The sequence below is a fragment of the Pseudomonas putida genome, from assembly GCF_001976065.1.
In the GTDB taxonomy this organism is placed as follows: domain Bacteria; phylum Pseudomonadota; class Gammaproteobacteria; order Pseudomonadales; family Pseudomonadaceae; genus Aquipseudomonas; species Aquipseudomonas serbica.
Genome location: NZ_MNAH01000001.1, coordinates 1,269,111 through 1,283,620 on the forward strand (window position 1 = coordinate 1,269,111; position 14,510 = coordinate 1,283,620).

The 14,510-nt window shown below is 59.2% G+C and carries 11 protein-coding genes; 8 read left to right on the top strand and 3 right to left on the bottom strand.

Features of this window, described 5'->3' with window-relative positions:
- Window positions 1–229: 229 nt before the first annotated feature.
- From BKX96_RS05865 to BKX96_RS05895, 7 genes are all read left to right on the top strand, one after another.
- On the top strand, window positions 230–856 hold the full coding sequence (locus BKX96_RS05865; protein ID WP_077183011.1) for a TetR/AcrR family transcriptional regulator: 627 nt from the start codon (window positions 230–232) through the stop codon (window positions 854–856).
- Window positions 849–1,367 carry a G/U mismatch-specific DNA glycosylase gene (gene mug, locus BKX96_RS05870; protein WP_077183012.1) on the top strand — a complete coding sequence of 173 codons (519 nt, stop codon included), beginning with the start codon at window positions 849–851 and terminating at the stop codon, window positions 1,365–1,367. The genes BKX96_RS05865 and mug overlap by 8 nt, the downstream gene beginning before the upstream one ends.
- A 353-nt stretch (window positions 1,368–1,720) precedes the next feature.
- Window positions 1,721–2,200 carry a hypothetical protein gene (locus BKX96_RS05875; protein WP_077183013.1) on the top strand — a complete coding sequence of 160 codons (480 nt, stop codon included), beginning with the start codon at window positions 1,721–1,723 and terminating at the stop codon, window positions 2,198–2,200.
- Between the two features lie 109 nt (window positions 2,201–2,309).
- The gene (locus BKX96_RS05880) at window positions 2,310–2,867 is read left to right on the top strand and encodes a polysaccharide biosynthesis/export family protein (RefSeq protein WP_046816342.1); all 558 of its coding nucleotides are present in this window, start codon (window positions 2,310–2,312) and stop codon (window positions 2,865–2,867) included.
- A gap of 26 nt (window positions 2,868–2,893) precedes the next feature.
- A complete protein-coding gene (locus tag BKX96_RS05885; protein ID WP_162837828.1) occupies window positions 2,894–4,015 on the top strand; it encodes a hypothetical protein in 1,122 nt (373 codons plus the stop codon).
- Between the two features lie 20 nt (window positions 4,016–4,035).
- Window positions 4,036–5,598, top strand: coding sequence for a GumC family protein (locus tag BKX96_RS05890; RefSeq protein ID WP_077183014.1), 1,563 nt, complete (start codon window positions 4,036–4,038; stop codon window positions 5,596–5,598).
- A gap of 11 nt (window positions 5,599–5,609) precedes the next feature.
- Window positions 5,610–6,398, top strand: a complete 789-nt coding sequence (locus BKX96_RS05895; protein WP_046816345.1) for a CpsD/CapB family tyrosine-protein kinase — start codon at window positions 5,610–5,612, stop codon at window positions 6,396–6,398.
- Window positions 6,399–7,733: 1,335 nt separating this feature from the next.
- On the opposite strand, the gene galE is transcribed toward BKX96_RS05895, so the two are convergent.
- The 3 genes from galE to BKX96_RS05915 all read right to left on the bottom strand — a co-directional run bounded on the left by galE (window position 7,734) and on the right by BKX96_RS05915 (window position 12,944).
- Window positions 7,734–8,711 carry a UDP-glucose 4-epimerase GalE gene (gene galE / locus BKX96_RS05905; RefSeq protein WP_046816357.1) on the bottom strand — a complete coding sequence of 326 codons (978 nt, stop codon included), beginning with the start codon at window positions 8,709–8,711 and terminating at the stop codon, window positions 7,734–7,736.
- A gap of 70 nt (window positions 8,712–8,781) precedes the next feature.
- Complete coding sequence (locus BKX96_RS05910; protein ID WP_077183015.1) at window positions 8,782–11,412, bottom strand: glycoside hydrolase family 5 protein; 2,631 nt, start codon at window positions 11,410–11,412, stop codon at window positions 8,782–8,784.
- Between the two features lie 5 nt (window positions 11,413–11,417).
- Window positions 11,418–12,944 (bottom strand): O-antigen ligase family protein, encoded by a 1,527-nt coding sequence (locus BKX96_RS05915; protein WP_077183016.1) that lies wholly within the window; start codon window positions 12,942–12,944, stop codon window positions 11,418–11,420.
- A 105-nt stretch (window positions 12,945–13,049) separates the two neighbouring features.
- Between BKX96_RS05915 and BKX96_RS05920 the strand changes: the two genes are divergently transcribed.
- Complete coding sequence (locus tag BKX96_RS05920) at window positions 13,050–14,432, top strand: oligosaccharide flippase family protein (RefSeq protein ID WP_077183017.1); 1,383 nt, start codon at window positions 13,050–13,052, stop codon at window positions 14,430–14,432.
- Window positions 14,433–14,510: the final 78 nt, after the last annotated feature.

Consider the following 14,510-nt stretch of genomic DNA (forward strand, 5'->3'; position numbering starts at 1 on the left):
GGAAGGCGGGCCTGCAGTTTTCGCCTGGCGCCGACGTCAATGAATGTTGTGGAAAAGCAAACCCGCAGGCGGTTGGGAGGATCGCTCCGGCGCCTCTGTTTCGTCGCTGCAACACCCGGTTCGAGCTTCGCTTGAACAAACATGGATCAAGGAATTTGTGGTTCCTTATTTTTGTGCGATGGTGTAAAAATATCCCCTCATCCACCTTCCTGCAAGGATTTTGTACGACATGGCACAAAATAAAGTGACAGAGGGTAAAGGTCGCGGCCGGCCCCGTGCATACGACCCGCAGACAGCATTGCAACAAGCGCTTGGTGTGTTCTGGAGCACCGGCTATTCCGGCGCCTCCCTGGACAGCATCGCCACGGCGGCCGGAATGAATCGCCCCAGTCTCTATGCGGCCTTCGGTGACAAACACGCCCTGTACATCAAGGCGCTCGAACAGTACTGGGAGTTTGCCGCTGCCGACATGCACGCGGCGCTGACCGCTAGCGACCTGACCTTGCGCCAGGCCCTGATGCGCTTTTATGAAGGGCAGTTGTCGATCTACTTCTCGGGCGACGGCCAGCCACGCGGCTGTTTCGCGATTGGCACGGCAACGACCGAGGCCGTCGAGGATCCGCAGATTCGTGAGGTGCTGGGCGATCGCTTGAGCCGCCTGGATGCCGATCTGGAGGCGCGTCTGCGCGCTGCCATGGAAGCTGGCGAATTGAAAAGCGATGTCGATGCCGGGGCGCTGGCCGTACTCGCGTCGTCCCTGTTGCACAGCATTTCGATCCGGGCACGGGCGGGCAAGTCACGTGCAGAGCTGACGACGCTCGCTGAAAATGCGGTCGGTGTGATCTGCGGTGGGTGAGGGGCTCGACGACATATTGGCGCAGCAACTGGACGTGGTTTTTTGCGGCATCAACCCAGGCGTGACGGCCGCGGCCCAAGGGCACCATTTTGCCGGTCGCGGCAATCGCTTCTGGCGCACCCTGCACCTCGCCGGTTTTACGTCACAGCAACTGTTGCCGGAACGAGACAGGTCAATCCTCGACTATGGGTGCGGCTTGACGGCCGTGGTCGAGCGGCCGACGGCGCGGGCAGATCAGTTGTCAGCCCATGAGTTTGCCGCGGCCGCAGCGGCATTCGAACGCAAGATCGGCAGCTATGCGCCACGTTTCGTGGCATTTCTCGGCAAGGCGGCGTACTGCGCCTTATCCGCTCAGCGCGACGTTGCCTGGGGCCCTCAGTCGAAAACCTTCGGCAATGCCGCGGTCTGGGTCCTGCCCAACCCCAGCGGGCGAAATCGCGCCTTCAGCCTTGAGCAACTGGTAGAGGCGTACCGCCAATTATGCGTGGCAGCGGGCGCGCGCCCGCTCTAGCGCGGGGGCGCCAGAGAAGAACGCGGGTGCAGTCAGGAGCATCAAGTAACCTCCACGTTGAAGCGACCAACGTAACGCTCGACGGCATCGTCATTGCATTCTTTTAATTGTACGACGCGTGTTTGACAGTGTTTTTTCGCGAGCTGACAGCACGCATAGTCACTTGCTGTGTCTGGCCAGTGACTTCGACTTGATGCGTCGTTTATTTGACGTTATTCGGCCGAGTTTTATATTTCTATTTATTATTGTGACGTGCTATTGACGTACTGGCTATCTGCTTATAGGCTCCATTTAGCCTGATTCAGATTCTTCAACCGACCAATTGCAAACCCTCAGCGCAGGGAGGCGGTTATATGCGGACGACAGTTTTCATTAAGTTGATGGTGTTATTTGCAACCGTAAATGGGGTAGCCATTGCCAGCGCGCATGCGACCAATTTGCCTTTGGAAATTAGTCGCATAAGTACCGCTTGCGAGGGTGCACGAGCTCTGGCGGTCGACGCTTCGACCACGGGCGGCACCGCCGCGAAGACGAATACTGGCAAAGACCATGGTGGCTCTTCGCTCGAGGCCACAATTGCCCAACTTCCCAGCTCTAATAATGGATCCAAGTCGGGAGCGAATGCTTCCGTCAATACTTCAGCGTGCGACGGTTTAATGACGGAAGTTGCCAAGGCGCAGTTCGTCATCGGGCCAGTCCAGGACAAGGGACTGACTGGAGAATCGGCGTTCCACGACACTCAACCCAATGCCCTGCCGGTGTCTGCGGTTGTATGGTTATTCTCTTCCGCACTATTGGGCTTCATCGTCGTAGCCAATCGACGCAAGATCTAGGAATGACTTTTCGAGACAGTTTTTTCTTGCAAGTGTTACAGCTTTAAAGAGGACGCTGATTGTAACGGTTGATCCTCATTAGATGTGCTAACCAGGCGGAGGAATCCAGATGCTGCGTTTACTGCTACCTGCACTGTGTGCGCTGGCTATTTTGCCCAGCGTGGCCCGTGCCGCCGAAGAAGATCTCTATCTCCTGAACTCTGGAGACAAGGTTGAAGTGTCCATTTGGGGCGAGCCAACGGAGAAAATAGAGCGCGTAGATGTGCTGCCCAATGGCTACATAACGCTGAAGTTGGCAGGGCCGGTCAAGGTCAAAGGGCTTGATACGGCTCAAGCGGAAACAATAATCACTAAAAAACTCATAAAATATTATCCTGACCCAGTAGTCAGCGTTGTTGTCACCGAAGCCAAGGGCAATGTCGTCTATGTCCAGGGCAAAGTACTCAAGCCTGGCAAGGTGCAGCTGACCGGTGATACCAATGTACTGCAACTATTGAGTGAGACCGGTCCGCTCGACAAGTTCGCGGACAAGGACGATATCAAGGTCTTGCGCCGCGAAGGGAAAAGACAGAAAGTCATGCCCGTCGATTACAGTGCTCTGATTTCCGGACGTGACTTGTCCACTAACTACGAACTTAAGGCCGGCGATACGCTGGTCGTTCCCTGACATTGCGCGATGCATTAAGGATTAACTTGCGTTCATTGCAAACAACCGGAGTGGTGATGGCAATATTGACTTTGCCATGTTCCGGCATGACCTACGCCGGCACCTGGCAGTCGGCAGTTGCGCTGCCCATGACAGTCGAGCACGACAGCAATCCATTGCTCTTGACGGCTGACGAAAAAGCGGTGACTCGAACGATCATTGCCCCCGATTACACGCTGCTGGGTAATTTTGATCGGGATCAGTGGACGTTCGGCCTCGGTGTCAATGTCGAGCGCTCGTCCGATACCGACGTCGTGTCCAATCGAGAAGATCCGAGGCTGTCGTTTGGCTGGCAGCGCGAGACTGAACAGGGTAGTTACGGGCTCACGGCGAGGTACATCGAGAGCTCGACGCTCTCCACTGAAGTCCAGGAGACCGGTGTAACAGACTCGACCGATGGCACGCAAAAGCTCTCGAACATCGGCGGTAACTGGCGAAGCGCGGTGACCGAGCGCAGCACCCTGGTCAACGAGATCGACCTCACCCATGTCGAATACGACACCGACACGCTGACCAACTACGATGAGCTCACCAACCGTTTCAGCTGGCTTTATCAATGGAATGAGCGAACTGAACTGTTCACCCGTTTCGAAGCGACGCGCTATGAGCCTAAGGACGACAACACCACCATTGGCTCCTCGAACAGCTACACCCCGGTGGTCGGCGTGAACTACCAGATCTCCGAGCGGTTTACGGGATCGGTGTACGGCGGCGTCAACGAGGTTTCCAACAGCAACAGTGGCCCCACCGGCCAGGGTGGTATGAGCCTGCGTTACGCCGGCGAACGTGTCGAGTCCAACGTCGAAGCCAGTCGCAGCACGATCGCCAACGGCGAGAACGGCTTGGTCGAATCCGATGAGCTACGGGGTAACTTGAGTTATTTGCTCGACGAGACCAGTCGTGTCGGTGTTGATGGCTCCTGGCAAAAAACCAAAGGGGAGGCGGCCAGTACCTTTCGCACATACGGCGCCTATGTGAGTCGGGAACTCTCGCCTTTTTGGCTTGCACGCCTATCCTTCACCTACAAAGAGCGCGAGCGAGACGGCTTGCCGGATGCCGATGCCAACATCATAGGGATGACCTTGATCTATAGTCACCCCGACTTCTGACCTTCAGCAGCGTGGTATTTATGTCCTCTGAATACGAAATGTCGGTCAACGACTACATTGCAGTAATCAAGCACCGGGCCTTGCTGTTGATTGTGACGGTGGTCGTGATAATCGGGGCGGCTATATTGGTGGCGACGTCCATGCCACCGATCTATCAGTCGTCCGGGACTATCCTGGTCGAGTCGCAGCAGATATCGCCGGACCTGGTGGCGGGGAACAACAATACCTTTGCTGACGAGCGCATCGAGGTCATCCGCCAGCGCGTGATGACCCGCGAGCATCTGGAAGCGATCATCAACAAGTACAATCTTTTCGAAACGGGCAGCCGGCGGCTGACCCTGACCGAAAAGATCGAAGAAATGCGCAATGCGATTTCGGTCGCCCTGGTCAGTGCGGCGGTCAAGGGGCGAGGCGAAGTGACGATTGCCTTCCGCCTTGCCTTCGAACATCGCGAACCGCAAGTCGCGAATGAAGTGGCCAAGGAACTGGTGACGCTGTTCCTCAACGAGAACATCAAGCAGCGCACCGAGCGCGCCAGTGAAACCACCGAGTTCCTGACCCAGGAAGCGAACAAGCTGCGCACCGAGCTGGAAGTGCTGGAGAACAAGCTGGCGGACTTCAAGCAGGCGCACGGCAACGCGCTGCCCGAGCATCAGGAACTGCGCATGAACATGTTGTCGCGCTCTGAACTCGAACTCAAGGACATTGACCGCGACTACAAGGCAGCCAATGAGGAGTTGCGCTTCCAGGACCTGGAGCTGTCGGCGGCCCATGCCGGTCTGCCAATCAAGGCGGGCACGGCGGGTGCGGTCGCAGAACCGGTGCAGGACCTGGCCAGCCTCAAGGCCGAGTACGCCCGGCTGCAGACGATGTATACCGAAGCTCATCCGGATGTACGGGCGGTTAAACGCAAGATTGCCGCCATGCAGGCAACCCAGGGCCGCGGCAGTTCCGTCACGCCGGTCAGCCTGGACGTGGCCAGGGTCCAGGCGCGCATCGCCGCCTCGGAACAGCGCATGCGTTCGCTGGCCACGCAGAAGCAGGAATTGCTCAACAAGATCGCGACCCTGGAGAGCCAGATTCTTGAGGCGCCGCAAGTGGAGCGTGGCCTGGTCACGCTGATGCGCGACCATGAAAACGCACGCAAGAAATACGAGGAAATTCGCACCAAGGAAATGAGTGCGAAGATTACCGAAAGCCTGGAGCAGGAAAACAAGGCAGAACGTTTTGTGCTGCTCGAAGCGCCGCTGATGCCGGAAAAACCAGTGCGGCCGAACCGCAAGAAAGTCGTGGCCCTGGGCTTTGTCCTCGCGCCGGTAGGGGCGGGTGCGCTGGTGATGCTGCTGGAGATGCTGAGCCAGCGGGTACGCGGTGTCGACGCGCTGACCAGTGTGCTGGGTAGACGCGTACTGGTTGCCATTCCCTACATTCATACCCAGGCGGAACTGGCTCGTCGCAAACAGTGGCGAACGATACTGGTGCTCTGTTGCGTCGTGATGATCGTGGTCTCGCTGGTGCTCCTGCACTTCTTCTACATGCCATTGGATCTGCTGATGTTCAAGGCTCTGGCGCGGTTCGAATAAGGAATATTGCGATGGAAATTATTAAGCCACCTCTGGGAAAAGGCGAACAGCCACCCTCGTCAGGCCTGGTGATCTCATCATCCGGACAGCCTGCACCGCTCAATGCGCTCAGTTACGTACAAACCAAGGTTGTGCCGTTGCGAGCAGAGCACCTGGAGCGCCATCGCATTGTCGCCTACAACAAGAACTCGAACATGGGCTGGGCGTTCGACCTGTTGCGTACCCAGGTCCTCAAGGCCATGGAGGAAAATGGCTGGCGCACGCTCGCCATTACCTCGCCGACGCCGGAGGCGGGCAAGTCGGTGCTGGCGATCAACCTGGCCATGAGTATCGCGCATCACACGACCAAGACGGCGTTGCTGGTGGATTTCGATTTACGTTGTCCCAAGGTGGGTAGCTACCTGGGGCTGCCGATGGACAAATCCCTCAATGAATTGCTGAACAACGAAGCGGAGCTGCAGGAGGTGCTGGTCAATCCGACCTTGCCGCGCTTTGTGGTCCTGCCGACGCGCGAACCGGTCCCGCTGTCCACCGAGGTGCTGTCGTCGCCGGCGGTGGGGGAGTTGATCATGGATTTGCGCGATCGCTACAGCTCTCGCATCGTGATCTTTGACTTGCCGCCAGTGTTGAGTTCGGACGATGTGATTACCATCCTGCCCAAGTTCGACTGCGTGTTGCTGGTGGTCGCCAACGGCATGAACACCAAGAAAGAGATCGAGGAAAGCCTGCATCACCTGGGCAGGGCCAACCTGATCGGCACGGTGTTGAACAAGTCCGGGCCGGCGAAACGTCCTTACTGATGCTCTGTTGGTCTGGGTTGTCGGACCGCCGCTGAAGGCGGCCTGACAGCCGACCCATCTCCCACGGCTGCACCCGATCCACTGTAGGAGCTGGCTTGCCAGCGAAGGCGGCCTGACAGCCGACCTGGATGTGGTGGGCCGAGTGCATATCCATTGCTGCGGTAACGGCCACTTAGGGTTTCGCCCTTACGGCGACTCACTTTTTTTTCAAACGCCAAAAAAAAGTAAGCAAAAAAAGGCTCGCCCCAGCGTCCGGCCCCTCGCTAGGGCTCGGCGTTCCTTCGCTTCGGCATTCATCCGGGGGCATCGCCTCCGGTCGGCTTCGCTTCGACCTCCTCTCGATGTGTGCGGCTTCGCCGCACGGCGCTACGCGCCCACCCCGGATGAACGCCTCCACTCAGCCTCCCGAAGGGGCGGGTAGATCAAGATCAAGATCAAGATCAAGCGCTGCAGGCGAGCACGGCCATACCCGATCCACTGTAGGAGCTGGCTTGCCAGCGAAAGCGTCCTCAAAGCCGACCCATCTCCCACGGCCATACCCGATCCACTGTAGGARCTGGCTTGCCAGCGAAAGCGTCCTCAAAGCCGACCCATCTCCCACGGCCATACCCGATCCACTGTAGGAGCTGGCTTGCCAGCGAAAGCGTCCTCAAAGCCGACCCATCTCCCACGGCCATACCCGATCCACTGTAGGAGCTGGCTTGCCAGCGAAAGCGTCCTCAAAGCCGACCCATCTCCCACGGCCATACCCGATCCACTGTAGGAGCTGGCTTGCCAGCGAAAGCGTCCTCAAAGCCGACCCATCTCCCACGGCCATACCCGATCCACTGTAGGAGCTGGCTTGCCAGCGAAGGCGTCCTCAAAGCCCACCCATCTCCCACTGCCATACCCGATCCACTGTAGGAGCTGGCTTGCCAGCGAAGGCGGCCTGACAGCCGACCTGGATGTGGTGGACCGGGTACATATCCATTGCTGCGGTAACGGCCACTTAGGGTTTCGCCCTTACGGCGACTCACTTTTTTTTCAAACGCCAAAAAAAGTAAGCAAAAAAAGGCTCGCCCCAGCGTCCGGCCCCTCGCTAGGGCTCGGCGTTCCTTCGCTCCGGCATTCATCCGGGGGCATCGCCTCCGGTCGGCTTCGCTTCGACCTCCTCTCGATGTGTGCGGCTTCGCCGCACGGCGCTACGCGCCCACCCCCGGATGAACGCCTCCACTCAGCCTTCCGAAGGGGCGGGTAGATCAAGATCAAGATCAAGCGCTGCAGGCGAGCTAACGCTCGGCCTGATGAGTGGTTAAAGCCGGGTGTTTACAGGTTTGCAGGTTTGCAGGTTTGCATTCAGTGCCAGGGGTACTTCTTCTCCCACTCCCACGCGTGCGTCACGATCTGTTCCAGTGTGTTGTACTGCGGTTGCCAGCCCAGCAGGCTGTTGGCCCTTCGGGCATCCGCCACCAGCCTTGGCGGGTCGCCTGCGCGGCGTGGCGCTTCGCTGATGTAGATGTCCCGGCCGGTCACGCGGCGGGCCGTGTCGATCACTTGCTGCACCGAGAAGCCTTGGCCATTGCCGAGGTTGAAGGCTGTGCTGGTTCCCCCCGCCAATAAATAGTCCACGGCCAGCGCGTGAGCGGCCACCAGGTCGCTAACGTGGACGTAATCGCGAATACAGGTGCCGTCCGGCGTGTCGTAGTCAAAGCCATAGACGGTGATGGTTTTGCGCCGGCCGGAGGCCGCCTGCAGGATCAGCGGCAGCAGATGGGTCTCAGGTTCATGGCGTTCGCCCAACTGCCCCTCGGGGTCTGCACCGGCGGCGTTGAAGTAGCGCAGGCAAACCGACTTGAGCCCGTAGGCGCGGTCGAAATCTTCCAGCACCTGTTCCACCATCCACTTGCTGCGACCGTAGGGGTTGATCGCGGCCTTGGGGTGCGCTTCATCGATCGGCACATATTTCGGGTCGCCATAGACGGCGGCGGTCGAGGAAAAGATGAAGTGCTTGACCCCGGCGCGGACCATGGCCTTGAGCAGCGTCAGGGTGGCCGCCAGGTTGTTCTGGTAATACTTGGCCGGTTCAGTGACGGATTCGCCCACCTGGATGAACGACGCGAAGTGGAACACGGCATCGAAGCGGTGGGTGCCGAACAGGGCGTCCAGCGCCTGGGCGTCGGCGATGTCGAGTTCGATCAAGGTCCCGCCCAACACCGCGCTGCGATACCCCGTTGAAAAGTTGTCCGCCACCACCAGTTCATGCCCCGCGCCCAGGAGCTGCTTGACCATGTGCGAACCAATGTAGCCTGCGCCGCCAATTACCAGGAATTTCATGCAGCTCTCCTTGATATCGTCGCGGTGTCAGCGGTGGGGGCCTGACCCGTCCTTTAAAAGTCCTCTGCTGTCACTTGAGACTGTCACTCGCTTGCGATGCTTTTTTCAGGAACAACCAATTGGACGCCTGCAGGCCGTCGAACTTGATCGTGTAGCGGCCATCCAGGTAAGTGGCGGGGAGTTTTCCAGGTTGTCCTCCGGGCCCGCCCTGGGTGTACAGGGTCAGGCCCGCTGGGGCCTGGAGGGTCAGCGTGCCCTCGAGGGGCTCGACGTAAAAAGGCGTCCTGTCGTCGGCCTTGGGGATGGCCCGGGAGCCTAGAGAAATCAGCAGGTCCGCAGACTTGCCGACGGGTGCGTCGTTCAGGCTTTGCACCACCACGCTGGCGTAGGGGGTTTTGATCTGCACCTGGATATTGCCCAGCTTGATCGATCTGCCGCCAATCCAGCCGGTTGCCGCCTGGGTGCGGGGCGTATCGATGGTGTAGATGCCTTGTTTCCAATTGCGCTTTAGCTCGCCGGTGTCCGTGGTGGCCTCGGTGGCCGTGGCGTCCAGTAGTGACTTCGCCGGGTCATGAAACACCTGCGCGTTACTGGCGATGTTCCCCGGTTGCAACCAGGGCAGTTGCGGCGTCTGCGGCATGGCGATCTGCAGCTTGCCTTTTTCCATGGCGGTACGTAGCAGCGCCGAGTTGTCCGGTGTGATGCGCTGGTTGAACAAAGTCTCTGGCGTCGGCGCGAAGACATAGGTGGTCTTCGCTTCGTGAACGTCAGCACGACGATAAAGCAAGGCCGCGGCGGGCAGGGTAGCCAGCATGGCCGGGTCGTTGTAGGCGTGCCAGTTGCCCGCCGACATCCCTTGCTCGGTGAGTTGCTCCTGGCTATAGGCATATTGCATCAGCGCGTCCCAGCCCTGATGACTGGCCGTGCCGGCTACATAGAGTGGCAGCGAGTGGCGGTCGGCGATCGGGAAGGGTTCGTTGTTCCATTCCGTCACGGTCAGGGGTTTGCCGACGACCTGGCCTGCACCCATCCAGTCCACCAGGTTGGCGCTGGTCAGCGGGTTTTTCTCCAGCGACCCTGGCCCACCGTAGATATGCACGTCGACCACGTCTCCGGCGGTCAGGGCGGGCAGGGCGCTCAGGCCGTTGCCGCCCCAGGTGCTGGTGGTGGCAATCGGCACTTTGACGCCGATCTCGCGCAGGGAATCGATCATGTCTACGTTGAAACGCCGTTCCAGGTCGTTGAGGAACAGCTTGGCGGGGCCTGGCTCCCAGGATCGCCAGGTCTTGTCTTCCGACAGGTTGTACTGTTTGGCAAAGGCCTTGGCCGCTTTCAAGTACAGCTCGGTGTGCCGGCGCACTGGTTTGTCGGGCAACAGGGCGTTGCCATAGTGTTGGGTGATGTCGTTTTCGTTGGTGATCAGGACGGCGGCAATCGCCGGATCGTCTTTGTAGGCAAGCCCGGTATAGCTGTTCACATGGCTCAGGTAATCCTTGGCAAAGCGTTTCATGGCCTGCTGGATCGTGACGTTTACGTAGGCATAGCCCTTGAGGTCGGCGATGCCATACTGGCTCTTGGGCAATTCATCGAAGGCAAAGATGTTGTCATTCGGCCAGAGGGCTCGTTCGACGTGCATGTCGAGCCAGACATAGATGCCTTCGTCCTTCAGGCTCTTGATCCACAAATCGAGCTTCTTCAGCGATTCTGCGTTCAGGTGCTGGGTATCATGCACTTGCCTGCCGTCTCCGAAGATGTTGGGGAGGACCCACGGCGAGTCATGGTGATGCAGTCGCACCAGGTTGAAACCCAGGGCCGAGAGGCGCTTGGCCTGCAGCTTGATCGCATCATCCTCCGTGCGGAACAGCGTGTAGGCCGACAGGTTGGTGCCCCAGAAGCGTGCCGGGGTGTTGTCGGCAAACAGCAGTTGCTCGCCCACAGCCTTGACGAAGCCGCGCTTGCCTGCGGGCTTTTCCTGGGCGTTGAGAAAGGACAGGTCGACCGGTGCGGTTTTCCATTGCAGCCTGTCGCTCGGCCAGGTCTTCGGGTCTGCGATACCGAAGCGCTCGGCGGCAGTTGGCACCAGCGCCACATCGCCGGACACGCTGAACGTGGCCTTGAAGCTTTCCCGACCCGGTTTGATCCGATCCTTGTAGAGGAACGCCCGTACCTGGGCGCGATCGCCCGGTTCGAAATACACTTTCGCCAGCGCCGGCTCGAAGCGCATCTCGATACGCCGCCCCTGGGCATTGCCCCAGGTCCAGCCACGGTTGTCAGGCAGCAACACCGGCACGCCCATTTCTTCGGCAAGGGCCGGGTCGAAGTTGAAGACGATGCCGCCGCCCATGACGTTCGACTTCATGCTGTGGGCATTGAGGACCAGGTCGATGCTCAGCGTCTGCTCGTCTTCCTTGCGGATTTGCCCGGTCGCGTCGAAATCCAGCCTCTGGCTCTTGCCTTCCATGGCATAGACATAGGGCGAGATCACCTTGAGCGAAGGGGTGAAATCCGCCCAGTCCCAGTTGCCTCCCCAAAAGACGAATTGGGAGGCGACGGCAGGACTGCCGCCGCGCGTGACCTGGGGCAGGCCGCTGCGTTCATCCACGCTGACGGCCCACTCCGCCGCCCGGGTGCTGAAGGGCCAGATCACAACCAACAAGAACAACACTGACAGCAGAGGCATGCGGTGAAAAAAACACGTCATGAGCGTTACCAGGTCTGTAGGAGGGTACTCTTGTTGCTTGCAATCTCGGCGCGCTTGAGCTTGCGCGCCATCTGAGCATAGGACACACCCAGTCCGGCTACCGACCAATACACCACGGGGATTACCGTGATACTGCTGACGGTGATGATGGTTATCAGGATCCCGGCCAGGGTCGCCAGCAGTGCACGGCCCAGTCGGCGCGCCTCATCGTCCTTGTTAGGGTACGAACGCATCGCCTTGCGGATACCGAGCGCAATGGTGGCGAAAAAACCCACGAACAGCGTCAGCCCGATCACGCCCATTTGCAGGGCGATGGCGACATAGGTGTTGACGATGTCGATGATGCCCTGGCCTTGGGTCAGTGCCTGCATCTCAGGGGTGCTGCGGTAATCGAAGGAACCCAGCCACAGGTTGCGCTGGATGACGATCATCGAGTTTTCGATCAGGCGGTGGCGGTACGTGATGTTCTCTGTTTCCACCGAACCGATGAAGGGCAGCAGATCGAGGACTTTCTGCCCGCCGGGCAGGATGGCCAGCAACGGCAGGGCGAGCACGGCGGCGATCCCGAGCAGCATCAGGCGCTTGACCGCATACCGGCCGGTGCCGATGAACATGATGATCATGACCGCGGCACCGATCCACGGCCCGCGCGACAGCGGGGCAAACAGGCCCCCGGCGAGCAGGAGGGCGCCGAGCCGGCGCTGCATTTTGCTGCGCACGCCTTCCTGCAGGAACAGGTAAAAGCCGATGGCCACGGCAATGACATAGCCCAGCGCAATGGCCTGGCCCGTGGTGACGCTGGCGCGCAGCGAGCCGCCACGGCTGAGATAGCTGGAGATTTCCCATTGCATGCCCATGGCGTCGGTCAGCGCGTTGTACAGCAGCCATCGGCGGGTAAATTCGAAGAGACCGATCAGCGACATCACCATGGCGGCGAGCAGAAAGCCCAACATCGCGTCCTTGAACTCGCTGACATTCTTCAGGGCCCGACTGGCGACGTAGTAAGGCAGGAAAACGTCGACGAACAGGTAGAGCGACTGACGCAAGGTATCTGTGGGCGTGGTCTGGCGCAGGAACAGCGCAGCCGTCAGAAGCAGATAGGCCAACAGGAGTTTGTCCGCCAGGGTGCGCCCGAAGGGCAGTGTGTCCGACCGCCTGCGCAACGCGAGAAAAGCCGGGAGCAACACACACAGGATCAATAGCCGCACATGGTTCAGGTCAAACAGATAGTTGACCACGCCGAAACCGGGAATCTGCGCCGTGGCGGGAGGAATGAGAAACAGCAGGAAGAAAAACAACGCCAGGGGATTGCGCTCACGCTGCCGCGTGAGCGTCAGGATGACGGCGGTAACGGCCGCGTACACCCAGAAGCTGTGGGAAAAAAATGCCAGCAGCGTCAGTGCAAACCAGAGATTGCGTCGACGGGTGAAATCACTGTGAGGGATCAGGTCTGCCGCCGGTCGCCGTGCAAAAGCGAAGACGATACCGGCAAGGACCAGGATGACGACTAACGCGCGAAAGTGCTCAGGCATGGGCTACCGATTTATTTGATGAGTGAGCGATGGCTAATGGCTAGTGCTTTGCCTAATAGCGACTATAGTACCTTTCGAGTCATCCAATACCGGGGATTTGATGTTATGCCTTCAGTTCACATATCGCCATCGTTTGGCCTTCGTCGCAAAGCGATATCTGCTGGGGCATGGAACCTGGGAGCACTGGTCACTTCGCAGTTGATCCGCCTGGGTGGCAACCTGGTAATGACCCGTCTGCTGATGCCGGAAATGTTCGGCATCATCGCCATCGCCACCACTGTTTTGTTCGTCCTGCACCTGCTTTCCGACGTGGGGTTGCGGCAGAACATCCTGCAGAGCCCACGGGGCGACGATCCGGAGTTTCTCAATACCCTGTGGACCGTGCAGATCGTGCGCGGTTTTGTGCTGTTCGCCCTGACGCTGTTTCTCGCCGCCGCGGCCTGGTATTCGCAAGCCATCGATTTCTGGTCGCACAACTCCACCTACGCCTCACCGCAATTGCCGGCAGTGTTGGCCTGGACTGGCCTTACCGCGATCATCTACGGGTTCCAGTCGACAAAAGTCGACCTGGCCGTTCGCGCTTTCCAGCAAAAGAAAGTGGTGATCGCCGAGTTCGCTTCCCAGGTCGTCGGCCTGCTGGCGATGCTGGTCATCGGTTATTTCACCCATTCCATCTGGTCGCTGGTGGCTGCCGGGCTGATCACGGCGCTGGTCAGCACGCTGCTTGGGCACTACTGGTTCGAGGGGCCGTCCAACAGCCTGCGCTGGGAACGCGCCGCGCTCGATGAACTGGTGGTCTTCGGTCGCTGGATCCTCCTGTCTTCCGCCGTGGGCGTGCTCTCCATGCAAGGCGACCGGATCATTTTCGGTGGCAGCATGACAGTCACCGAAATGGGCGTGTATTCCATTGCCGTGCTGATCCTTGGCGCGGTCCAGACCGGTGTGCTGAAAGTGGTCGGGGCCGTGGCCCTGCCGGCCTTCGGCGAGGCCGCGAGAACCAATGATTTCGATCGTCTGCGCCAGTTGTACTTCAAGTTCAAGATGCTGGTCGACGTTGCGCTGCTGTTTCTGTGCGGGCTGTTCTGGGTCACCAGTCCACTGATCATAAGCATCTTGTACGATGAGCGTTACCACGAAGCTGGCAAGATGATGGCCATCCTGTCGACCTCTTTTTTCATGATGCGCTATATCGTGGCCAATCAGATCTGGATTGCCCTGGGGCTTACCAAGTACCAGGCCATCGACAACATCATTCGTGTCGTTTCGCTATGGGTGCTGGTGCCGCTGTTACTGGCTTTGGGTGGGGTCGAGTACGCGCTCTGGGGCGTCGCACTGCATACGTTGCCGACCTTGATACTGGTCGTGTATGTCAATCGTCGCGTGGGTATCCTCGATATCAAGCGCGAGCTGATCGTGTTGCCTATGCTGGTGGTAGGGGCCTTGTGTGGCGAGTTGGTACTGGTCGCTTTCAGCTGGCTTTTCGGTTGAGCCGGCTGGCCAGGTTTTCCTGATGTTGTTGCGCCCTTGAAATCTCGGAAGCTATCTCGATCCCATGGAGCCATGAGT

Excerpts from the sequence above, each read along its gene's own strand:
- BKX96_RS05895 (WP_046816345.1), top strand. The coding sequence starts at position 5,610 with ATGGAAATTATTAAGCCACCTCTGGGAAAAGGCGAACAGCCACCCTCG.
- BKX96_RS05915 (WP_077183016.1), bottom strand. The coding sequence starts at position 12,944 with ATGCCTGAGCACTTTCGCGCGTTAGTCGTCATCCTGGTCCTTGCCGGT.
- BKX96_RS05880 (WP_046816342.1), top strand. The coding sequence starts at position 2,310 with ATGCTGCGTTTACTGCTACCTGCACTGTGTGCGCTGGCTATTTTGCCC.
- galE (WP_046816357.1), bottom strand. The coding sequence starts at position 8,711 with ATGAAATTCCTGGTAATTGGCGGCGCAGGCTACATTGGTTCGCACATG.
- BKX96_RS05910 (WP_077183015.1), bottom strand. The coding sequence starts at position 11,412 with ATGACGTGTTTTTTTCACCGCATGCCTCTGCTGTCAGTGTTGTTCTTG.
- BKX96_RS05865 (WP_077183011.1), top strand. The coding sequence starts at position 230 with ATGGCACAAAATAAAGTGACAGAGGGTAAAGGTCGCGGCCGGCCCCGT.
- BKX96_RS05890 (WP_077183014.1), top strand. The coding sequence starts at position 4,036 with ATGTCCTCTGAATACGAAATGTCGGTCAACGACTACATTGCAGTAATC.
- BKX96_RS05920 (WP_077183017.1), top strand. The coding sequence starts at position 13,050 with ATGCCTTCAGTTCACATATCGCCATCGTTTGGCCTTCGTCGCAAAGCG.
- BKX96_RS05875 (WP_077183013.1), top strand. The coding sequence starts at position 1,721 with ATGCGGACGACAGTTTTCATTAAGTTGATGGTGTTATTTGCAACCGTA.